Source organism: Puniceibacterium sp. IMCC21224, from assembly GCF_001038505.1.
Taxonomy (GTDB): Bacteria; Pseudomonadota; Alphaproteobacteria; order Rhodobacterales; family Rhodobacteraceae; genus Puniceibacterium.
Genome location: NZ_LDPY01000001.1, coordinates 2,241,741 through 2,263,974, shown reverse-complemented (window position 1 = coordinate 2,263,974; position 22,234 = coordinate 2,241,741). Strand labels below are relative to the sequence as shown.

The following is a 22,234-nucleotide window of genomic DNA, read 5'->3' as shown; positions in this document are numbered from 1 at the left end:
AGTCGCGCCTACCTAAAGTTTGTCCAGCAGGGACAGCAGGCGTGACAATTCCCGTGCCGTCAGGTTGGTCGAGGTTTCGGCAGAAATCTCTTGGGCTGTGCTGATGGCCTGACCTGCAAAGGCCAGCCCGGCCTCGGTCAGCGAAATGTCCAGCCGCCGCATGTCCGTACTGGACGGGCGGCTGATCACCAACCCTTTGACACGCAACCGGTCAACAACCCCCTTGGTGGTTGCGGCATCCATCCCAACAAGGCGCCCCAAGTGGTTCTGAGACAAGGATTCCAGGTCGCGCAGCTTGGACAATACGGCGAATTGTGTCGGCGTTACCTCGGGCATCCGGCGTGCAAAAATCTCAAGATGCTTCTGGTTGGCCAGCCGCAACTTAAACCCGATCTGCTCGTCCAGACGATAGGGTGCTGTGTCGGTTTCGATGGGGCCGTCTGATGCGGTGTCAGTCATGCAAATGGGTCCGGATTTCGTTTGACTCGGGGATAGTTTCACGGAACCGCCGGAGCGTCCACCGCAGAAAACCTGAAAAACAGACGTCGAAAATTTTGTTTGACAACGAACAATAATTTGGTGCCGTATTGATCCAGTGAGGCACCGCGCCAAACGGCCTATACCTTGGGTTGCAGGCGACGCTGATAGCGAAAGGAAGGCAGATGCCATTCATCCGAAACGCCTGGTACGTCGCCGGTTGGTCCCGCGACTTTGGCGACGATCTGGTGGCCCTGACCATCACCGGCCAGACGCTGGTGATGTACCGGACATCGACCGGCGAGGTTGTCGCGCTCGAGGATCGCTGCCCGCACCGCCAACTGCCTTTGTCCAAAGGCAAGCGCATCGGCGACACGATCCAGTGCGGCTATCACGGCATGACATTTAACGGCCAGGGCAAATGCACCCGTGTACCGGGGCAGGACAACCTGCCTGCGTCGGCCTATGTCGACGCCTACGCCGTGCATGAAAGGCACGGAATCGTCTGGATCTGGATGGGCGATCCAACATTGGCTGACACCGATACCGTGTTTGATTTGCCCGAATTCTCGGACCCTGCCTGGCACGCGCATCAGGGTGAAGGGCTGCATATTGAGGCAAACTATCTCAATGTTGCTGAAAACCTGGTTGATCCCGCCCACGTGAGCTTTGTCCATCCTACCACGCTGGGCAACGCCAGCAGTGAAAACGTCCCGGTGCATGTCAGCACCCAAGGCAAAGCCATCGTTGCCTGGCGCTGGATTCGCGATGCGCCCCCCATTGGGTTCTTTCAGAAATTCGGCGGATTTTCCGGCAACGTTGATCGCTGGCACTATTATTATCTGCATTTGCCCAGCACGGCAGTGATTGATTTTGGCAGTGCCGATGCCGCGCTGAACCTGCCCGAGGATGACCGCAACAAGGGGGTGCGCATCTTTGCGCTGCACTTTGTCACCCCGGTAACCGAGGATTATACCATCGACCACTGGATGCATCTGCGCAACACGGCGGTGGGTGACGAAGCAGCCTCTGGCCAGATGGACGCGATGTTCAAGATCGCCTTTGCCGAGGACAAAGAGATCCTCGAAGCATGCCATGCCGAAGAAAAGCGTCCACAGAAACGCAAGCCGATCCGCATCGCCATCGACAAGGGCCCAAATGTCTACCGCAAACGGATTCGCGATCTGGTCGAAGCGGAAACGACCGAAGATCTCGGAGAACCTGTTGCGCCGACCTTCATTCAACACGAATGATGCAATAAGAACAAAAGCTCCACAGAGAGGAATTAAGATGAACCGCAAGACTTTCCTGAATGGCCTGATGTCAGGCGCAGCCCTGGCCGTGGCCGGTCTGCCTGCCCTGGCGCAGGACACGATCAAAATTGGCGAAATCAACCATTACAAACGCATGGCCGCCTTTGCCGAGCCCTATAAGCAGGGGATCGAGCTGGCCGTCGGTCAGATCAACGACGCCGGCGGTGTGCTGGGCAAGCCGCTGGAATTCATCTTTCGCGACGATCAGGGCGATCCCGGCGAAGCGATCAAGATCGCAGAAGAACTGATGACCCGCGACGGCGCCGTGATGCTGACCGGGTCGATTCTGTCGAATGTCGGTCTTGCGATTGCGTCGCTCGCCGCCGAAAAGAAATACATCTATCTCGCGTCCGAGCCGCTGGCCGATGCCGTGGTCTGGGAGAATGGCAACGACTACACCTTCCGTCTGCGGTCTTCGACCTACATGCAGGCCGCAATGCTGGCGGAAGAGGCCGCCAAGACTGACGCCGTTAAATTCGCAACCATCGCGCCCAACTATGCCTATGGAAAAGATGCGGTTGCGGCGTTCAAGAAAACGCTGACCGCGCTCAAACCCGAAGTGGAATTTGTGACCGAGCAATGGCCGGCCCTGTTCAAGATAGACGCCGGCGCCGAGGTTCAGGCGCTGGAGCGGGCCAAGCCCGACGCGATCTACAACGTCACCTTTGGCACCGATCTGGCCAAGCTGGTGCGCGAGGGTGGCACGCGCGGCGTATTTGAAGGCCGCACCGTGTTGGGTCTGCTGTCGGGCGAGCCGGAGTATCTTGATCCGCTGGGCGATGAGGCACCTGAGGGCTGGATCGTCACCGGCTACCCCTGGTACGATTTTCCCGAAGGCGCGAACCTTGATTTCGTCAATGCCTATAAGGCAGCGTATGACGATTACCCGCGTCTGGGATCGATCGTTGGCTACATGACCGCGCAGAGCATTGCGACTGTCATCGCCAAGGCCGGCTCGACCGAAACCGAAGAAATCCGCGCCGCCTTTGCTGATCTCAACGTGGATACGCCAATGGGAACGATCACCTATCGCGCGCTAGATCACCAGTCGACGATGGGGGCCTTTGTCGGCAAAACCGCGATCAAGGATGGCGCCGGTGTCATGGTCGACTGGACCTACAAAGACGGTGCCGACTATTTGCCGAGCGATGACGAAGTGCGCGCGATGCGCCCGCAGTCCAACTAAGCAGACCGTGCCCCGGTGTTCGCACCGGGGCCACACCTGCCACTGTCACGCTGCGCGACATCGTGCCGGTGCGTGACATCCGCAAACTTTCCTACAGGATGTATTCATGGGCCTTGTCCTTGCACAGATATTGACCGGGCTTGCCAACGCGAGCGCCCTTTTCATGGTCGCTTCGGGCCTGTCGTTGATCTTTGGCGTGACCCGCGTCGTCAACTTTGCGCATGGGTCGTTCTACATGCTGGGGGCCTACATCGGTGTCACGCTGATGGATGTTCTGCCCGGTTCTGTCGGTTTTTGGGGCGCAATCCTGTTGACCGGCGTCATCGTCGGGCTGATCGGCGTAATTGTCGAAATTTGCGTGCTGCGTCCGGTCTACCGCGCACCGGAGTTATTCCAGCTGGTTGCGACCTTTGGCGTCATTCTGGTCATTCAGGATCTTGTGCTGATGATCTGGGGCGCCGAGGACCGGCTTGGCCCGCGTGCGCCGGGGTTGCGCGGCATCGTGCGGATCATGGGTGAACCGGTGCCGCAATATGACCTTGCGCTGATCGCGATGACGCCGTTTGTTGCCTTTGCCCTGTGGTACCTGATCACTCGCACCCGCGTTGGCGTGCTGGTCCGCGCCGCGACGCAGGACCGCGAGATGGTCGGCGCGCTTGGCGTCAATCAGGCGTGGTTGTTCACCGGGGTCTTTTTCCTGGGCTGTGCGCTGGCAGGTCTGGGTGGCGCGGTGCAACTGCCCAAAGGTGGTGCCGATCTGCTGATGGATTTCAACATCCTCGCGTCGGTCTTTGTTGTCGTGGTGATTGGCGGCATGGGATCGCTGCCGGGTGCCTATCTGGCGGCAGTGCTGATTTCTGTGCTGAACGTGTTTGGCGTGACGTACCTGCCGCAATCGACGCTGGTGCTGATGTTCGTGGTGATGGTGGCTGTGCTGATGGTGCGGCCCTACGGCCTGCTGGGCCGCGAAGAGATTGCCGGCGAACACGGTCAGGTCGGCGAACCCGAACGCCCGATCCGCCCGGCCGGTCCGCGGGCGCGGATGCTGGTGGTGGCTGGGTTGGCTTTGCTGGCGCTGGTGCCAGTGTTCGGGTCCAGCTTTGCCTCGGTTCTGATCACCGATATCCTGATATTCTGCCTCTTTGCCGCGTCACTGCATTTCCTACTCGGGCTTGGCGGGTTGGTGTCGTTCGGCCACGCCGCCTTCTTTGGCGGTGGCGCCTATGTTGCAGCACTGCTGGTGACGTATGCCGATACCCCGATGGAGCTGGCGCTGGTTCTCGCGCCGTTGGGGGCAGGGCTGTCAGCGGTGATCATCGGCTGGGTCTGCCTGCGCCTGACAGGCGTGTATTTTGCCATGCTGACGTTGGCCTGCGCACAATTGCTATGGTCGCTGGTATTCCAGTGGGGCGACGTGACCGGCGGCGATGACGGGCTGGTCGATATCTGGCCGTCAGATTGGGCAAATTCACCGTCGGTCTATTTCTACCTGACCCTCGTGATCACCGTGGGCGGCATGTTGCTGCTGCGTCAGGCCGCGCATGCGCCGTTCGGCTACGCCCTGCGCGCCGCGCGTGACAGCACCCGCCAGGCCGAAGCCACCGGCATCGACACCAAGCGGGTGCAATGGGTCGCGTTTGCCTTTGCCGGTGCGATGGCGGGGGTCGCCGGCGGACTGTTCGTATTTTCCAAGGGCAGCATTTTCCCGAACGAACTGGACATCGCCCGCAGCTTTGATGCGCTGATTGTCGTGTTCCTGGGTGGCGTGAAAACCCTGTCAGGCGGTATCGTTGGCGGCGCCTTTCTTGAGGGGATCAAAGATTACCTGACGCGTTTCGAATACTGGCGACTGGCGCTTGGCTTGATGATCATCGCCGTGGTGATCCTGGCACCCGATGGCATTGTCGGCAGCCTGCGTAAACTGACTGACCGCATGGGCCTGACCCGAATGGAGGATGAACGATGACACCGGTTCTGGCGGTCTCTGATCTGACCAAACGCTTTGACGCGATCACCGCTGTGGATGGCGTGTCCTTTGAACTGGGCAAGGCTGAACTGCTGGCGCTGATCGGTCCCAATGGCGCGGGCAAAAGCACCTGTTTCAACATGCTCATGGGGCAGCTTAAACCCAGCGCCGGGACGGTTGTGCTGAACGGCACCGACATCACCGGCAAACGCCCGCGCAATATCTGGCGGCGCGGCGTCGGGCGAACGTTTCAGATCACCGGCACCTACCAGTCGATGACCGTGATCGAGAATGTGCAGATGGCGCTAATCTCGCACCATCGCAAGGTGTTTTCGCTGCGGGCGCGGGCGCGCGATTTGTATCGTGCCGAGGCAATAGGCTTTCTTGACCTTGTTGGCATGGCGGATCAGGCGGAGCGTCACTGTGCCGTGCTGGCCTACGGCGATCTCAAACGGTTGGAGCTGGCGATCGCGCTGAGCCATGATCCTACCCTGTTGCTGATGGACGAACCGACGGCGGGCATGGCCCCGTCCGAACGAATTGCACTGATGCAGCTGACAGCTGATATCGTGCGCGATCGGGGTGTGTCGGTGCTGTTTACCGAACACGACATGGATGTGGTCTTTGCCCATTCCCATCGGATCATGGTGCTGAACCGCGGGCAGTTGATTGCCAACGGCAGCGTGTCCGAAATCCGCAACGATCCGCGGGTCCAAGAGGTATATCTGGGCGGCGGCACGCTGTTCAACAAGGATGAGGCGCAGGCAGATGCTTGAACTTTCGGGAATCAACGCCTTTTACGGCAAGGCGCATGTTCTGAGCGATCTGTCGTTCGATATGGCGCGCGGGCAGGTGGTGGCGCTGTTGGGGCGCAATGGCGCGGGCAAGACCACGACGATGAAATCGATCATGCAGCTTGTGCGCCCGCGCGGTGGCTCCGTCCGGTTCGAAGGGGTCGATCTGGTCGGCCTGGCCCCGCACAAGGTGGCCAAGCTGGGCCTTGGCTATGTACCCGAAGAGCGACGGATTTTTACCGATCTCACGGTTCTGGAAAACCTCGAAGTCGGGCGCCAGCCGCGACGCCAAGGCACCACCTTCTGGACCGAGGATATGTTGTTCGATCTCTTTCCCAACCTCGCCGAACGGCGGTCCAACCGGGGCAAGGCACTGTCGGGTGGCGAACAGCAGATGCTGACCATCGCCCGAACGCTGATGGGCAATCCCAGCCTCGTCTTGCTCGACGAACCGTCCGAAGGGATCGCGCCGGTGATCGTCGAACAGATGGCCCGCGCAATTCTGCAACTCAAGAGCGAGGGGCTGACAGTGCTGTTGTCGGAACAGAACCTTCATTTTGCCAAAGCTGTCGCGGACGAGGCGGTGATCATCGAACACGGCACCCAGAAATTCGCCGGCACTATTGCGGATCTCGATGCGCGGCCCGAAGTGCGGGACGCCTATTTGTCGGTCTGAAACGTCATCTGGCCCCAGCAGCACATTGTTTCGCCGGGGAAATCCAGCGTTCTACTCGGCTGCAATCTCAATCACCGGTTCCATCTCGCTGAATCTTAGGTCTGACAGGTGGCACTTGATCTGATGCCCCTCAGCGACCATGCGCACGGGCGGCACCTCGGTTTCACAAAGATTGCCGTCGACCTGCGATTTCCAGCGGCAGCGTGTCTGGAACGGGCAGCCCGGTGGCGGGTTCATGGCTGACGGGATATCGCCCTCAAGCACAATATGCTTTTTCTTGACCCGCGTGTCGGCAATTGGCACGGCGGACAGCAGCGCCTCGGTATAGGGGTGATAGGGGGGCGAAAAAACCTGATCGGTTGTGCCCAATTCGACCACATGGCCCAGATACATCACCATCACCCGGTCGCTGAGATAACGCACGATGCTCAGGTCATGCGAAATGAACAACAGGGTTGTCTTGTGCTCGCGCTGAATCTCCATCAACAGATCTGTCACAGCGGCCTGCACCGAAACGTCCAGCGCCGACACGGGTTCGTCCGCAACCACGATCCGCGCATCGCCCGCAAAGGCACGGGCAATGCCGACACGCTGCTTCTGGCCGCCTGACAACTGACGCGGCATCCGTTCGGCAAATGCGCGCGGCAGTTTGACCAGGTCAAGCAGTTGCAGCATTCGCTCGCGGCGCTCGGACTCTGTATTGCCAACGCCAAAAATCTCAAGCGCGCGAATGATTTGCCGCCCGACGCTCATAGATGGGTTTAGCGTGTCAAACGGGTTCTGAAACACCATCTGCACATCGGCCACGGTCTTGGTGTCGCGCTTGTCGATCGGCGTCGTCTCAATATTGTGATTGTCGAGCAGGATCTCACCCGATGTTGCGGTCTCAAGCCCCATCAACACCTTGGCAAAGGTGCTCTTGCCGCACCCGGATTCCCCGACAATAGCCAAAGTCTCGGATTCGTGGGCTTCGAAACTCAGGGTTTCATTGGCTTTGACCACCTTGGTGGCACCCGATTTGCCAAACAGCGCATTGGCGCTGACCTCATAATACTTTCGAAGATCCTGCATCTTCAGGATCACTTTGCCGATCTCACCTTTTCGTTTGATATCAGCAAGCTGCGGCGCCGCGTTCCAGTCGATCTCTTTCACTCGCAGACAGCGGGTTTCATGTAGCTCATTTTCGGGCACCGGGACCATAAAGATATGCTTGGCATCGCAGCGCCCCTTGTCAAAGTAGTCACAGCGGGGGCCAAAATTGCAGCCTTCGGGGCGCTCATGCGGCAAGGGGAAATTACCCGGAATCGCAATCAGCGGGCGCGCATTCTTGTGGGCACCCGGCAGCGGGATCGACCGGAACAGCGCCTGCGTGTAGGGATGGCGCATGTTATCAAAGACATCGGTGATACTGCCGCGTTCGACCGCCTCACCGGAATACATCACGCATAGTCTGTCGCAGGTTTCCAGAACCAGCCCAAGGTTATGGGAAATGAACAGCATCGAGGTGCCGTATTTGCGCCCCAGATCTTTGACCAGTTCGACAATCGCCGCCTCGACAGTGACGTCAAGCGCAGTTGTCGGTTCGTCCAGGATCAGCAGCGCCGGTTCCGACATCAGCGCCATTGCAATGACAATGCGCTGCTGCTGGCCACCAGATAGCTGATGCGGGTAGGCGTCCAATATACGCCGAGGATCGGGCAGTTTGACATCAGTGACAACCTGCAACGCGCGGTCAAAGGCGTCCTGCTGCGACATGCCTTGATGGATCATCGGGACTTCCATCAGCTGCTGCCCGATCTTCATCGCCGGGTTGAGCGAGGCCATCGGTTCCTGATAGATCATAGCAATCTCGGACCCACGGATCTGGCGCAACTCCTCATGCGTCATCTGGCTCAGGTCGCGGCCTTTGAATTTGATCGACCCGCCGACGATACGGCCGTTTTTGCCTAGATCCTGCATCACGCCCAGCGCTACGGTACTCTTGCCGCAACCAGATTCGCCAACCAGCCCGACGGCTTCACCCGGCATTACCTTGACCGAGAAATCCATGACGGCGGGGATCTCCCTCAACCGGGTGAAGAAGGAAATAGAAAGCAATTCGATCTCAAGGATCGGTCCATCGTAACTGTCTTTCATCTTTCTCTCCCGGCTCATGGCAGGGTGTGACGGCCCCTGCTTCTTCTCTTTTCAAATACGCAAAAAGACGTCCACCACAGTCGCAGTGCTCAATCCTTGAGCGATTCTTCGCGCAGCCCGTCCGCCAGCAGATTCAGTCCCAGAACCAGCGACAGCAGCGACAGCGCTGGCACCAGCGCCGGGTGCAGATATATTGACAGCAGCTTGCGCCCCTCATTGATGGTGCTGCCCCAATCCGGGCTTTCGGGCGGCAGGCCCAGGCCAAAGAACCCCAAAGTGCCCAGCAGGATTGTGGTGTAACCGATACGCAGGCAAAAATCGACGATCAGCGGCCCACGCGCGTTTGGCAGGATTTCCCACAGCATGATGTACCACGGACCTTCGCCACGAGTCTGGGCGGCGGCAACATAATCGCGGGTCTTGATGTCCATGGTCAGGCCGCGCACGATGCGGAACACTGTGGGCGAATTAACAAACACCACTGACACAAACACCACCAAAATACCGCCCGGCACATCGAACAGATCGACAAATCCGGGGATCACCTGCACGGCAGACCCCACCTCCGAGATCAGAGACAGGTAAAGCCAGCCTAACACGCCCAATACGGAAATCATCAGCGGTGTCCGCACACCTGGCCGGGTATGATAGCGCGAATTCAGCAGGATTGCCGCGAACACTAGCGGAAATACGAACAGGAATGTCGCCATATAGTTGGGAATGCCGGTGGCGATGATCTCGGGCGTGACCAGCAGATAGAACAGCAGGATTACCGGAAACGCGAGGATCAGATTGGCCAGGAACGACAGCAGCGTGTCCAGCTTACCGCCATAATACCCGGCAGGCAGCCCCAGCGTGATCCCCACCATAAACGCAAACAGCGTCGCCAGCGGTGCGATCTGCACCACGACCCAGGCGCCAGTGACCATCCGGCTGAACACGTCACGGGCCAGGTTGTCCCCCCCCAGCAGAAAATAGGGATAGGCGTCATCGGCACCGCTGACCGGTGTGCCCGGCACCTTGTTCTTCATCGCGGTGATCTGTGCCAGGGGGTCATGGGTCACAATCATGTCGAGCGCGCCAAAGATGCCGGTAAAGACCCAGAACATCACCATGGCGAACCCAATCATCCCGATCAGGGAATCGAACAGCTTGCCATACAGGCCAAGGCGCCGCTTGAACATGATCGAGGTGACAAAGGTCAGCACCAGCGCGATCCAGACCGGGCTGAGTTGCAGCACGACGCGAAGGATAATCTCGGCCCAGTTGAGGGGTTCCATGTCCGTTCCTCCTTAGGATACGCTGATGCGTGGGTTGAGGTAGACATAGCCGATGTCGGAAATAAGTTGCGTCACCAACACCACGACAACCGAGACGACTGAAACCCCCAGAAGCAATTCAATGTCGTTGTTGCCGGCGGCCTGTACCAGCGTCCAGCCAAAGCCCTTGTAGTTGAACAATGTCTCGACGATCACCACGCCATTCAGCAGCCAGGGAAATTGCAGCATGATCACCGTGAAGGGCGCGATCAGCGCGTTGCGCAGGGCATGTTTCATGACGATATTCGAAAACGACACGCCCTTGAGCCGCGCGGTGCGGATATATTGCGCGGTCATCACCTCGGCCATCGACGCTCGTGTCATCCGGGCAATATAGCCCATGCCATACAGCGCAATGGTCAACACCGGCAGAAAGAAGTTGCCGAAATTGGCATCATCCATGGCGCTGGTGGCTGTGCCTTTAAACCATTTCAGACCAACGGCGGTTGAGCTGAAGACCGCGATCAGGATGACGCCGGACACATATTCCGGCGTGGCTGTGGTGGTGATGGCCACAGTCGACAGCACCCGGTCGGTGCGCGACCCTTCGCGCATGCCGGCCAGCACCCCCAAAAGCAGGGCTGACGGCACCATCAACACCATGACCCAGAACATCAGTTTGGCGGTGAGACCAAGCCGCGTTGCGACGATGCTGCTGACATCATCCTTGAACACCGACGAAAGGCCCCAGTCGCCCTGCAGGACACCGCAATAGCTGCGCGCCTCATCTGCAGGCTGACCGGGTTCAGCGCAACGCGCGCGGGTTGCATCATCGGTGCCGGTGATTACATAGCCGGGCACTACGCCCAGCCATTGGCCATATTTCGACAATGTCGGCTGCAAATAGCCGCGGTTGCCCAGCCATGTCGCGACCTGTTCATCGGTCATGCGGAAATTGCCCTGGCTCTTGGCCAGTTTTTCCAGATTGGGGTAAAGGTTGGTCAGGGCAAAGACGATAAAGGTCAGTGCGAGCGCGGTCAGGATCATCACCCAGAGCCGCCGCAATATGAACAGTCCCATTTATACCCCCGTGGAGTGAAACGCGCGGGGTTGATCCCCGGTCTGGTCGGTGGCCCGGCGTGCCGGGGAAACCGGAGGAGTGCAACGCACCCCTCCGGTCAGGGTTTAGGCCGCGAAACCCAGCTTGTAGACGTGGATCTCAAAGCTTGGGTGCATTTCGGCACCGATGACACCCGGCGCGAAATGACGATAAAGCGAGCGCCAGTAAGGCTGAATAACCACGGCATCGTTTTGCAGGATCGTCTCGATCTCTACCATCACCTCGCGACGTGCATCGGCATCGGCAATCGACATTGCCGCGTTCAGTTTGGCGTCGAATTCGGGGTTAGAATAGCCCGCTTCGTTCCAGGCTTCGCCGGTGCGGTAGGCCAGTGCAATCACCTGCACACCCAGCGGGCGGTGGTTCCATTCGGTAATCGACAGCGGATATTTAGCCCAGTCGTTCCAAAAGGTCGATCCCGGCAGCACCGTACGTTTCACGTTGATCCCCGCGTCGCGCATCATCGCGGCAGCGGCATCACCGGTGTTCTTGGTGAACCCGTCATCAAGCGTGATCAACTCGTGTTCGAAATCCGCCATTCCGGCTTCTTCGAGCAGGGCGACCGATCCATCGGGGTCATATTTGGGCCGACCGATATCGGCATATTCCGGATGGACCGGCGCGACGTGGAAGTTGTCAGCCTGAACACCCAGCCCCGCATAGCCCAGTTCCAGACAGACCGCATTGTCGACGGCCTGCATCAACGCCTGACGTACCTTCAGATCGGCATAGGGCGGCGTATCTCCGACCAGCGTTTGCTGGTTAAATCGCAGAGCAACAGTCGCACCCGTCACAACTTCGGATTTTTCCCAGCCGATAGCATCGCCGATCTCAATGAATTCGTTGACGTTCTCATAGAGCATGTCAACTTCTTCGGATTCGACCGCCGCAATCCAGGCCGACGGGTCGGTGCCGTAGTCGATGAATTCGATCTTATCGAGATATGCCCCGCCGATCCCTTCGGCGTCGGTGCCCCACCAGGTGTGATCGGGTTTTTTGACCAGCACGCCTTTGACGCCAACCTCGAGCGATTCCGGAAAATACGGCCCGGTGCCGATCGGGTCGGACAGCATGGTGTCCGGGTTAAAGCTGGAATGCACCACGGCGGCGGGATAGTCTGCCATGCCAACAACAATCGAAATGTCAGGCGCCGGCAGCTTGAGGGCGACGGTCAGATCGTCCACCTTGGTGGCTGCACCTTCGAGCAGCTTGTTGGTGTTGGGGTCGACAATCACGGCCATACGCCCGGCCATCGAATTGCCCTCGACATCCTTGTCGCACCAGTAGTCCAGCATCCGGATCACATCATCAGCGTTGAAGGCGTCGCCATTGCTCCAGGTGACACCGGGACGGACATGCAGGACGTATTCAGTGGCGTCGTCGTTGGTTTCCCAGCTTTCGATCAACATGCCGCGCAGGCTGCCGTCACGGTTGTATTCAACCATGTATTCGAGCCACCCACGGGTAAAGTTCGAAATTTGCGTCCAATCCATGGTCCGCGGATCCTTGAGCGCCCGCACCTGCTGCTGAATCCGCATGGTACCGCCGCTCTGTACATGTGCCGCTGCCTGAGCAGGAGAGCCAAGACCACCCAGCGCATAGGCCGCTGACGCGCTGACGCCCAACGCGGTGACACGTGTCAGGAATTCGCGCCGGTCGATCTGACCCGCCCTGAGTTCGTTTGCATACATCCGGGCGGCGGGGTGCACCTGCCGGGTGGGTTTCGTGTGCGTCATCTTGTTCTCCCTGTGACACATAAAATAGTTTGGGGGCTTGCGATGTGATTTGGCGTTGGCCGACTGCCTTTGGTTGTCTTTCACCCGGCGCAGCCCCTCTTGTTAGGTATTCGGCACCAGAAAGACTGGGGCGTCAACGACTGCATTCGGCATTCTGGGGTACGTTAGCGACATGAATCCCATTCAAAAGCGACACCTGTCATTGTGCAACCCAATTATTTGTAAACGGTGATCCGACACTGCCGGTATCTGGCGCAAAATTCTTCAGCGGGTCGGCTGCCCAAGGCTGTGTTTGCGCAAGGCGCTGGGGGTCAGCCCGGTGTGGGTCTGGATAAAGCGCGTGAAATAAGCCGCCGAATGAAAGCCCAGATCACTGGCAATTTCGCGGATTGCGGGCGCGGGGGCAGAGAGCAGCAGCCGCGCCTCGTAGAGCCGCCGTTCGACCAGCATTTCGGAAGCCGTCTTGCCACAGGCCGCACGGCAGACGCGGGTCAGATGTGTCGGAGTAACATCCAACGCCGCAGCATAATCCGCCATCACCCGGTCGGTTCGAAAGTCGCGCACCAGATCCAGCACGAAACGCCGCACCAGACGGTGTGCTGCAGTGTCCTTGGGCAGGTCGATTGCTCCTGCCACCATCTGGCGTTGCAACCAGACCGCGATAAGCCGCACATGCGCCTCAAGCGCGTCCTGCAACAATGGGCGGTCTCGGGTGATTTCGCGTTGCATCGCCTCGATCTCGGCCAGGATTTCGGCCTGAGCCAGGCTGTCGCGGATCCGCAGATGCAACGCTTGCTTTGGCAGTCGCGCGATCAGACCCGGAGGACTGGTGACCACCTGCGCAAAGCTCTGTGGTCCAAGGTCAACGGACCACAGCGTCCCCGCAGGCAGAAACACCGCGTTATGGGTGCCGATGCCACGCCGTACCCCGTTCATGATGACGCGGCCCTGGCCTTTGGTCACCCAGATCAGCAGATCATCATGACGATCGTGCAACGTGCTCAGTTTCCACGGGGCGCCCAGACCCAACTGTACCAGTGTCATACTGCGGAATTTACGGGTGTCGTGCCGACCCATCCCCGCACTTCGGTCACGCAGAAAGGCGGGCAGGGTGCTCATGCCCTCAGGGCCTCGGGGGACAGGCTGTGCCAGGCTTTCATCCGCGCGCGAAACCATGTGCGCTGGCGTTTGGCAAATTGCCGTGTGGCGATGGTGGCCCGGTCCTGCGCCTCGGCCAGAGTGATCTCGCCGCGCAGATGAGCAATCAACTCGGGGGCGCCGATAGCACGGGCGGAGGGGCGCATGGGGTCGTAGTCGGCCAGATTGGCACGGGCCTCATCCAGCGCGCCGTCACGAATCATCCTGGAAAACCGCTGCTCGATGCGCGGGGTCAGCCAGTCCTTTGGCGCGTCGATCAACAACGACGTTGCCTGGTCGAGCGGCAAAAGCGGCGGTGGCGTGTCGTCCTGCCATTGCGCGATCGACCGTCCGGTGGCGTGCTGCACCTCCCAGGCGCGCTGGACACGCATCGGGTTGGCTGTGTCAATCCGGGCGCGGGTGTCGGCGTCCAGATCGCTCAGCAGATTCACCAGCCCGTGACTGCGCAGCAGCGCGTCCGCCTTGGCCCGGATTTCCGCCGGAGTGGCCGGAATCGGCGCCAGACCTTCAGTCAGCGCGGTCAGATATAGCCCGGTGCCGCCAATGATGATCGGCCGTAACGGACCCGCAATAATCGGCTCGACTTCGCGCAACCAGTGTCCAACAGAATAGGCCTGATCCGCCCCGATATGACCATACAACGCATGCGGCGCACGCGCCTCGTCGGCCACAGAAGGACGGGCGGACAGTACGCGCCAGCTGTCATACACCTGCAACGCGTCAGCGTTGACAATCACACCGCCCTGCGTCTCGGCGATGCGCAGGGCCAGTTCGGATTTGCCGCAGGCGGTGGGGCCTGCGATCAACACCGGCCTACCGGGGTCAAGCGCCTCTGTCGGATACATCAGGGGTCCTTTGGTTCAGCGCAACATGCAGCCTTCGGGCGACGTTAGGTTCATTTGGGCAACTGCGCCCGGTTGGCATTGCCCCGTCCCTGGTTTTCCGCCAAATATGCCCACGATCCTGTACCGAGGCGAGACGGAGCGCAACATGGCTGACACATCCCCCAAAATCGTGACCGACAAGAGTGCATACAAACGTGTGATGCTGAAAATCTCGGGTGAGGCGCTGATGGGCGATCAGGGCTTTGGCCTGCATCCGCCAACCGTGGAGCGCATCGCACGCGAGGTCAAGTCGGTCCACGATATGGGTGTCGAGATCTGTATGGTTATTGGCGGCGGCAACATCTTTCGCGGGCTTCAGGGGTCGGCCCAGGGAATGGAGCGCACCACCGCCGATTACATGGGGATGCTGGCCACAGTGATGAACGCGCTGGCGATGCAGTCGTCGCTGGAAGAGCTGGGGGTCTTTACCCGCACGATCAGCGCCATTCCGATGGATCAGGTTTGCGAGCCGTATATTCGCCGTCGCGCCGTTCGCCATCTTGAGAAGAAGCGCGTCTGCATTTTTGCCGCCGGCACCGGCAACCCCTATTTCACCACTGACACCGCCGCGACCCTGCGTGCCAATGAAATGGCCTGTCAGGCGATCTTCAAGGGAACCAAGGTGGATGGCGTCTATGACAAGGACCCGATGAAACACGACGACGCCGTGCGCTATGACAATGTGAGCTATGACGATTGCCTTGCCAAGCACCTCAAAGTCATGGACGCGAGTGCCATCGCGCTGGCGCGCGACAACAATCTGCCGATCATCGTCTTTTCGCTGGACGAACCGGGCGGTTTTCGCGGAATTCTGGCGGGCAAAGGCACGTATACACGGGTGCATGGGTAGGCTTGTTGCAGCGCGACACCTGATTGGGTGCATAGCCACCCACGCTCACCATGATTTCCGGTTTCTACGACGTTTCCTCGGTCGTGAGGCGCAGATTGAGCGGTCCTGGATGGGGCAAGAGATAACGCTTGCCAGCGGTTGATCGCCAGAGTAGTGAAGCCGTGTTGCGGGTATGGTGTAGTGGTAGCGCGCCGGCTTCCCAAGCCTGAAGTGCGGGTTCGATTCCCGCTACCCGCTCCAAATCATGTGTTAAGTAATTAATATTAAGCTAAATTACGAAAGGGTGGTCGCCCAACCCGCCCAAAACCCCGCCATCAATAACGCGCTTCCAATTCGTACCAACCTAAGCCCGAAACTGGTGGCTCTTTGAACCGAACTGGCCAGAAATGTTGCTGGTGCGTTGGGTGCCAGCCTCCATCGATTTCAAACCCTCAAGCGCCCGATCGGTAGCCAATACAGGGCATCGTTCAAATGCCTGCCTTCGTTCAAGACACCGGTTACGACCAGTTCTTGGGTGATTATCATCGCCGTCTCCGGCGCATAGTGTGCCGTGTTGCTGTCAGCCAAGTCATTCAGCGTTTTGCTGATGTAGAAAAGGGTTTCCATGGGAACTTTGGGCAAGGCTTCAAAATTGTCCGTCGTCAGAGTTTTTTTGAGTCCAAGAGCTCTCTAAACTAAGAGAGATTCTGGCGCATCTGGTTGCTTTGATTATGCGGCGCGCTGGCCGCCTTGATTGCAATGAAGGCCGGGCTGGTGATCAGGTCATGCGCCTTCAGCGCGCGATCGACCGAAGCCTCTGATACAAAGTAGCTTTCGTGGTCTGTGAAGGTCACCGCCAGTTCCCCCGGCGACAGCTCCGTCTGCGTCAAAGCCAGTGTGACGACTTTACGCCGCACCTCATCAGGGATGCGATTCCAGACGTGTTTTGGCTTGGGAGATTGGTCCTGCAGCCCGGCTTCGTCACGCTGCAGATACTGAATGCCGTTGTCCGTGAGAAGGGTGTGGACCTGATAGGGTACGGCCTCGAGTATGTGCTGCAGGAACTCCCAGGCAGTGCGCCTGTCTCCGGATCATGCTTCGCATAACCCTGCCGGGCAGTGGGATCGCTGTGTTGCAACTCTGACGGCGTACATGCCCTCTCATGGTTTACTTTGCAAACCACTGCCGGGTGGACAGTACGTGGCGCTCCCGTGACGAACTTGTCCCATATGCCTTCCTTCCATTCCTCAGAAAGGATCGCACCATCAAACCATGGGACCAAACACATAAGAAACCCGCCTCATCATGACCTCAAGATGACTCTGTTGGGCAAATCGGGTTTGGGATTTTCCCGGTGAATCCAGCGTGATAGCTGTGGGACATGAGCAGACCATCACCCCCGTCCTACAAGATCAAGAACTGGCGGGCCTACAACGAAGCGCTCAAGCGCCGGGGCTCGCTGACGATCCACTGACCGGGATAAAGGTGGAGGGCGAAGGGGAGTGGAATGCCCGCAAGCATCCCTCTCATCGGAACTGCGTTTCGACTGCCGGGCAGTGGGTGGCACCAAGCGCCGCGTCTGGCGCAAGGTCCACCTCGGGATAGATGAGAAAACACTGGAAATCCGAGCGGTCGAGTCCACCAGAAGCGATATCGGGGACGCGCCCATGCTGCCGGAACTGCTGGACCAGATCCCGCCCGATCAGGAGATCGGCAGCGTTACCGCAGACGGTGCCTATACGATACACGCAAGTGCCACCATACCATCGCCGAACGGGGCGCCCATGCCGTGATCCCGCCCCGCAAGAATGCCAAGCCCTGGACCCCAGATACGGCCGGAGCGGTTGCGCGTAACGAGGCCCTCCGGGCATCGAAATATCTCGGCCGCGCGCTTTGGCCAAAATGGAGTGGCTACCACCGCCGAAGTCGCGTCGAGACGAAGATGCACTGCTTGAAACTGCTGGGCCAACGGCTGATGGCACGGGCCCCTGAACGTCAGGTTGCCGAGCTTCAGGTCCGTGTTGCCGTCATGAACGGCTTCACCGCGCTCGGCATACCCGTCACAGAGGCCGCGGGATAAGTGTGTCTGGGGAAAGGGGAGGTTTGGCCGCCACCCGATTTACGCAACACAGTCATCTCAGAGAGGTCTGTGCACGATTGGCTTTTGGTTCAACAGCGTGGTTTTCTGACGCTCCAAAAACCGTGGACAGGGAAAAAACCGTGAGAATATTGCATTCTATGAAGATGCACTGCAGAAGGCCTCATCCGAAGCCCAAGCGTGGATCATAGAGCGGGACAGATTGCGAAATGAGGTAATCAAACTCAATAAAATCATCGAGATTTCTAGTAGAAACGGCAATGCCATCACTAGCGATTTTAGCGCAAAATATTTAGTGCCCGAGAGAAGAGAACTATGACACCAGCAGCACGGATTAACGCCGCAATTGGTTTAATCGATTATATCCAATCGGGAGAACTAGCCGATAGGGCCCTAGCAAACTGGGGGCGCAACAATCGGTACGCTGGTTCAAAGGATAGGGCCGCAATCGGGGATATTTTATTTGATGTGCTTAGGAATATGCAGAGCTTTTCTGAGATCGGCGGAGGCCAGACAGGGCGGGCGCTTTTACTCGGTTATGTTCGGGCGTCGGGGCAAGATCCAGAAACCATCTTCGGAGTAGATGGTTATGCACCACCAAAGCTGAGTGATGATGAACGTATTTCAGGTATAATAGAGGGCTTTGTTGCTAGCGAAAGTGCTGACTTTCCAGATTGGATTTGGCCCGAATTAGTCCGATCCTATGGCGACAAAGCTGCGGCGATTACCCAGGCTTTGAGAATCAGGGCACCCATCTATCTTCGCGTAAATCTTTCGAAATTGAATCGGGGTGATGCTATCGATTCACTCGCTACCGAAGGAATAATCGGGCAGATCAGTCCGTTGTCGCCATCTGCTGTTCAAGTTTTGGAAGGGGCGCGGAAGATCCGTAACTCAACGTCATTCCTAAATGGTGAGGTCGAGCTGCAGGATGCATCATCCCAAGCGGTTGCTGACTTGGTCCCACTGCAAACAGGACAAAAGCTGCTTGATTTTTGCGCTGGGGCAGGAGGCAAGGTCTTGGCCGTGGCTGGACGCGTTTCTGGAGTTTTCTACGCCCATGATGTAGACGCACGTAGAATGAAAGATTTACAGCCAAGAGCCTCAAGAGCTGGCACGTCTGTCAAACAGGTTTCCATTGAAAGTCTAGTCCACGGATCACAATTCGACACTGTTCTCGTTGATGCTCCCTGTTCCGGCAGCGGGTCATGGCGCCGTGATCCGCAAGGGAAGTGGTTATTGAACCAAGAAAAGCTTGATCAAGTCATTCAGCGACAACAAGAAATATTTGACCAAGTTTCCGCACTAGTTAGGCCTCAAGGCCACCTTGTCTATGCGACATGCTCGCTATTCCAACGGGAGAACGAATTTCAAGTAGAGAAATTTTTGGATCACAATAAGGATTTCTCCCTTTTGTCAGACCACCATTTTACGCCCCTGGAGGGTGGTGATGGATTTTATTGTGCTGTCCTTTGCAGGAATTAAGAGCCGACATTCCCGAGTAGAACGCAGACCGGCTGACGGTTGCGGCCATTTTGCTCAGCGATCAAGCTTATTGGTCGCGCTGAGCCGTGGTTTGGGCATGTGACGAGCGGTTTGAGCGTGATTTATTGGTAATCCCCCGGTAATCCCCCCCGAAAGTAAGGGGCTGCGGAAGTAGAATTTTCTCGGCAAGATGCATGAGGAGATTCAGATGAAGATGACGAGATACAGTGAGCCGCAGATCCTTGCGATCCTGCGCCAGGCCGAAGGCGGTGTTCCGGTGGCCGAGCTTTGCCGCGAACATGGTATGAGCACAGCGTCCTTTTACAAATGGCGGGCGAAGTATGGCGGGATGGATGCTTCAATGATCGCGCAGACCAAGGCGCTTGAAGACGAGAACCGACGCCTGAAGAAGATGTTCGCAGAGTTGAGCATGCAGAACGAGTTGCTGAAGGAAGCCCTTGGAAAAAAGTGACTGGGCCATCTCAGCGACGAGAGATGGCCGCAACGGCGGTAGAGCGACGCGGGGTCAGTGTCGCCGTGGCGTGCCGCACCTTTGGGGTTAGCGAGACCTGCTATCGCTACAGCCCGCTTCTGAGCGATGAGAACGAACAGATTGCCGATTTGCTTGTCGGGCTGACGGATACGAGGAAGACTTGGGGCTTCGGACTTTGCTATCTGCACCTGCGCAACGTCAAAGGTCATCCGTGGAACCATAAGCGGGTCTATCGCATCTATTGCGCGCTGGAACTGAACCTGCGGATTAAGCCCCGCAAACGGCTAAAGCGGGATAAACCCGACGCGCTGGCGGTACCCGAGGCCCCCAACATGACCTGGTCGATGGACTTTATGGCCGACAGGCTGAGCGACGGTCGTCAGTTTCGACTGCTGAACGTGCTGGACGACTTCAACCGCGAAGGGCTTGGCATTGAGGTCGACTTTTCATTGCCTGCTGAACGCGTGATCCGGAGCCTCGATCGCATCATCGAATGGCGTGGCAAGCCCGGCACGATCCGGGTCGATAATGGCCCTGAATACATCAGCATCAAGCTGCTGGAATGGGCTGAGAAACAAGGTGTTACCCTCCAGCACATCCAACCAGGACAGCCCCAGCAGAACGCCTACATCGAACGTTACAACCGCACCGTCAGGAATGAATGGCTGGACCAACACATCATCGAAAACATCGAGGAGGCCCAAGACTTCGCCACGCAATGGCTCTGGACTTACAACAACGACCGCCCGAACATGGGCATCGGCGGCATCACACCCGCACAGAAACTGAAAATGGCCGCGTAAGTTCTACGGCTGCACCCCATTAAAAATGGGGGGATTACCGCTGCACATCTTGCTCAAACGTGAAGGCTGGGCGGTGAATTGGAAGAAGCTGTATCGGTTCTACCGCGAAGAAGGGTTAACAGTGCGTAAACGTAGCGGTCGCAAGCGTGCAGTGGGCACCAGAACACCCATAGCGATTCCACAGGGGCCGAAAGCGTTGGTCGCTCGACTTCGTGTCTGACAGCCTGTCGTGCGGTCGTCGTTTCCGCATATTGAACGTGATCTATGACTTCAGCCGGGAATGTCTGGCTGCTGTTGGCTACACCTCGTTGTCGGGCGAACGTGTGGCCCGCGAGCTGGATCGGATCGCAGATATGCGGGGGTATCCCAGCATGGTCGTCAGCGACAATGGAACCAAGCTGACTTCGAATGCGATCCTGAAGTGGCAAGAAGACCGCAAGGTTGACTGGCATTACATCGCGCCTGGCAAGCCCATGCAAAACGGTTTTGTGGAAAGCTTCAACGGTAGGATGCGGGATGAGTGTTTGCGGCCTTATGTATCAAACGCACCAATCACCGGGATGGGGTGATGGATGATTAGTGTATTATGTGCGGTAGTTGCGCTGGTTTCCACCGAAATGCGTGGATGTTCCGAGGAAATTCTCTATGCGGAAAAGCGCTCTGGTCTCATGCTTGGTTCCGTACAGGCTCTCATAGACGACGGAAACATCAAGCCAGCCGAAAATCTTCCCGTCTTGGAGCGCCATAGTAATCTGGTTTCCAGAGCCGCCTTGTGGGAATTGGCCTTCTCCAAGCCTCTGGATCGACACAGTTTTGGAGATAGATTTGCCCAGGTGGATGATGTCATCATCGACAGACCCAGCGAATCCCTTGGACAACAATTTGTTTTTTCGGTTCTCTGGAGTTTCTTCGTTCGGGCCAACCCATGTTTGCCAATGGGCATCAAGCAAGATAGCAGGACCGTTCCCGTAATTCCGAAGTTCAACTTCCCAACTACCGGATTCTTTCCCGTGTCTCCATTCATTTTCATTAGAGAATTTTTGGATCACGACGATAAAGGGCCGGTTTGCAGACTGCATAGCCTCTCTCGTGATGTCGTTGGCTTTTCGTCCTTGCTCGACAGTTTGTATAGCCGCTTTTGTCTGCTGGTTCCCGATGTCACGGGTTACCCTAGCCATGTCTTGAGTAGACTTGAGGGTTCGCCAGACAAAGAAAACACCAAAAAATGTGATAACAGCAAGCCAGACGGTGATAATAAGCATCCCAAACGCCCATACCGCCATATCTTGCTGGGCTTTCAAATCATAATCGGCCTGCTTGCCGCCGCCTCTGGCAGTTATATTGTCGGCCAAACAAGCAAGGCCATCAAGGAGGCTAGCTTCGAGCATGACGGCCCCGCAGGAACTTGGGCGATGTTGGGTGGCATACTCATCATCATGGGATGCGGATATGCGTTCGTCGGATTTATCCTCTTGGTAGGCTGAAAACTGGTCCCACGAATACTTTCCAGCATATCCAATTAAAGCCAAGCACACTAATCCAGCTGCAATTTTGAACATCCAAGAGCGTAAAGGCATTGTAAAAGGAATCCTGCGGTAAATTTTCCCCTGCTGACCTTATTGCGTAAATTCCTCTCGTTGTCTTCAACTCCGATAGCCGCCAGCTTTTCGACAAGCTGAGCGTATGTTGTTCCGCGCCGAGCCATTTCAGCCCGAAGCAACCCCTTCGCCATTTCTTCCCAGTCTGTACGGTCTACCATGTCACCCTCCATAATATTTTCGTCATTATATATGGTGCTAAAGCACTTGACAAGAGTGCATG

18 protein-coding genes, 1 tRNA gene and 3 pseudogenes are annotated in these 22,234 nt (G+C 57.7%); 11 read left to right on the top strand and 11 right to left on the bottom strand.

Annotated features, from left to right (window positions below; translation table 11 throughout):
• Positions 1 to 12: 12 nt before the first annotated feature.
• Positions 13 to 459 carry a MarR family winged helix-turn-helix transcriptional regulator gene (locus IMCC21224_RS10455; protein WP_047995301.1) on the bottom strand — a complete coding sequence of 149 codons (447 nt, stop codon included), beginning with the start codon at positions 457 to 459 and terminating at the stop codon, positions 13 to 15.
• Between the two features lie 203 nt (positions 460 to 662).
• Here IMCC21224_RS10455 and IMCC21224_RS10450 point away from each other — a divergent pair, with 203 nt between their 5' ends.
• The 5 genes from IMCC21224_RS10450 (at position 663) to IMCC21224_RS10430 (ending at position 6,412) form a co-directional block, all read left to right on the top strand.
• The gene (locus tag IMCC21224_RS10450; RefSeq protein WP_047995300.1) at positions 663 to 1,730 is read left to right on the top strand and encodes an aromatic ring-hydroxylating dioxygenase subunit alpha; all 1,068 of its coding nucleotides are present in this window, start codon (positions 663 to 665) and stop codon (positions 1,728 to 1,730) included.
• Between the two features lie 37 nt (positions 1,731 to 1,767).
• On the top strand, positions 1,768 to 2,976 hold the full coding sequence (locus IMCC21224_RS10445; RefSeq protein ID WP_047995299.1) for an ABC transporter substrate-binding protein: 1,209 nt from the start codon (positions 1,768 to 1,770) through the stop codon (positions 2,974 to 2,976).
• Positions 2,977 to 3,082: 106 nt separating this feature from the next.
• Positions 3,083 to 4,942: an ABC transporter permease gene (locus IMCC21224_RS10440; protein ID WP_047995298.1), complete on the top strand. Its 1,860-nt coding sequence runs from the start codon at positions 3,083 to 3,085 to the stop codon at positions 4,940 to 4,942.
• Positions 4,939 to 5,718: an ABC transporter ATP-binding protein gene (locus tag IMCC21224_RS10435; protein WP_047995297.1), complete on the top strand. Its 780-nt coding sequence runs from the start codon at positions 4,939 to 4,941 to the stop codon at positions 5,716 to 5,718. The genes IMCC21224_RS10440 and IMCC21224_RS10435 overlap by 4 nt, the downstream gene beginning before the upstream one ends.
• A complete protein-coding gene (locus tag IMCC21224_RS10430) occupies positions 5,711 to 6,412 on the top strand; it encodes an ABC transporter ATP-binding protein (RefSeq protein ID WP_047995296.1) in 702 nt (233 codons plus the stop codon). The genes IMCC21224_RS10435 and IMCC21224_RS10430 overlap by 8 nt, the downstream gene beginning before the upstream one ends.
• Positions 6,413 to 6,463: 51 nt before the next feature.
• Here the strand turns inward: IMCC21224_RS10430 and IMCC21224_RS10425 are convergent, their stop codons facing one another.
• The 6 genes from IMCC21224_RS10425 to miaA form a co-directional block, all read right to left on the bottom strand.
• Positions 6,464 to 8,548, bottom strand: coding sequence for an ABC transporter ATP-binding protein (locus IMCC21224_RS10425; RefSeq protein ID WP_231582059.1), 2,085 nt, complete (start codon positions 8,546 to 8,548; stop codon positions 6,464 to 6,466).
• A gap of 89 nt (positions 8,549 to 8,637) precedes the next feature.
• Complete coding sequence (locus tag IMCC21224_RS10420; protein ID WP_047995294.1) at positions 8,638 to 9,828, bottom strand: ABC transporter permease; 1,191 nt, start codon at positions 9,826 to 9,828, stop codon at positions 8,638 to 8,640.
• 12 nt (positions 9,829 to 9,840) lie between these two features.
• Entirely contained in the window at positions 9,841 to 10,887 is a 1,047-nt protein-coding gene (locus IMCC21224_RS10415; protein WP_047995293.1) for an ABC transporter permease, read from the bottom strand.
• Positions 10,888 to 10,992: 105 nt separating this feature from the next.
• Positions 10,993 to 12,663: an ABC transporter substrate-binding protein gene (locus IMCC21224_RS10410; protein ID WP_047995292.1), complete on the bottom strand. Its 1,671-nt coding sequence runs from the start codon at positions 12,661 to 12,663 to the stop codon at positions 10,993 to 10,995.
• Positions 12,664 to 12,927: 264 nt separating this feature from the next.
• The gene (locus IMCC21224_RS10405) at positions 12,928 to 13,782 is read right to left on the bottom strand and encodes an AraC family transcriptional regulator (protein ID WP_231582058.1); all 855 of its coding nucleotides are present in this window, start codon (positions 13,780 to 13,782) and stop codon (positions 12,928 to 12,930) included.
• Positions 13,779 to 14,666: a tRNA (adenosine(37)-N6)-dimethylallyltransferase MiaA gene (miaA, locus tag IMCC21224_RS10400; RefSeq protein WP_047995291.1), complete on the bottom strand. Its 888-nt coding sequence runs from the start codon at positions 14,664 to 14,666 to the stop codon at positions 13,779 to 13,781. Before miaA ends, IMCC21224_RS10405 begins: the two co-directional genes overlap by 4 nt.
• 145 nt (positions 14,667 to 14,811) lie before the next feature.
• On the opposite strand from miaA, the gene pyrH reads away from it, so the two are divergent.
• Positions 14,812 to 15,555, top strand: a complete 744-nt coding sequence (pyrH, locus tag IMCC21224_RS10395; RefSeq protein ID WP_047995290.1) for a UMP kinase — start codon at positions 14,812 to 14,814, stop codon at positions 15,553 to 15,555.
• A 166-nt stretch (positions 15,556 to 15,721) separates the two neighbouring features.
• Positions 15,722 to 15,795, top strand: a tRNA-Gly gene (locus IMCC21224_RS10390).
• A 183-nt stretch (positions 15,796 to 15,978) separates the two neighbouring features.
• On the opposite strand, the gene IMCC21224_RS10385 is transcribed toward IMCC21224_RS10390, so the two are convergent.
• Both IMCC21224_RS10385 and IMCC21224_RS28495 read right to left on the bottom strand, forming a co-directional pair.
• Entirely contained in the window at positions 15,979 to 16,176 is a 198-nt protein-coding gene (locus IMCC21224_RS10385) for a hypothetical protein (protein ID WP_231582057.1), read from the bottom strand.
• A 101-nt stretch (positions 16,177 to 16,277) separates the two neighbouring features.
• Positions 16,278 to 16,484, bottom strand: a pseudogene (locus IMCC21224_RS28495) (helix-turn-helix domain-containing protein); the annotation flags it as partial.
• Positions 16,485 to 16,915: 431 nt separating this feature from the next.
• Here IMCC21224_RS28495 and IMCC21224_RS10375 point away from each other — a divergent pair.
• From IMCC21224_RS10375 to IMCC21224_RS10355, 4 genes and pseudogenes are all read left to right on the top strand, one after another.
• Positions 16,916 to 17,614: pseudogene (locus IMCC21224_RS10375) on the top strand (IS5 family transposase).
• A gap of 333 nt (positions 17,615 to 17,947) precedes the next feature.
• Positions 17,948 to 19,117: an RsmB/NOP family class I SAM-dependent RNA methyltransferase gene (locus IMCC21224_RS10370; protein WP_047995288.1), complete on the top strand. Its 1,170-nt coding sequence runs from the start codon at positions 17,948 to 17,950 to the stop codon at positions 19,115 to 19,117.
• A gap of 208 nt (positions 19,118 to 19,325) precedes the next feature.
• Positions 19,326 to 20,413, top strand: a protein-coding gene (locus tag IMCC21224_RS10360) for an IS3 family transposase (RefSeq protein WP_156178101.1) whose coding sequence is annotated in 2 segments (ribosomal slippage) — positions 19,326 to 19,587 and positions 19,587 to 20,413 — 1,089 coding nt in all. Because the reading frame shifts where the segments join, the coding sequence is not laid out codon by codon here.
• Positions 20,414 to 20,447: 34 nt separating this feature from the next.
• A pseudogene (locus tag IMCC21224_RS10355) lies at positions 20,448 to 20,940 on the top strand (DDE-type integrase/transposase/recombinase); the annotation flags it as partial.
• Between the two features lie 57 nt (positions 20,941 to 20,997).
• Here the strand turns inward: IMCC21224_RS10355 and IMCC21224_RS10350 are convergent.
• On the bottom strand, positions 20,998 to 21,972 hold the full coding sequence (locus tag IMCC21224_RS10350; protein WP_156178227.1) for a hypothetical protein: 975 nt from the start codon (positions 21,970 to 21,972) through the stop codon (positions 20,998 to 21,000).
• On the bottom strand, positions 21,948 to 22,172 hold the full coding sequence (locus IMCC21224_RS10345) for a DUF6471 domain-containing protein (RefSeq protein WP_047997027.1): 225 nt from the start codon (positions 22,170 to 22,172) through the stop codon (positions 21,948 to 21,950). Before IMCC21224_RS10345 ends, IMCC21224_RS10350 begins: the two co-directional genes overlap by 25 nt.
• Positions 22,173 to 22,234: the final 62 nt, after the last annotated feature.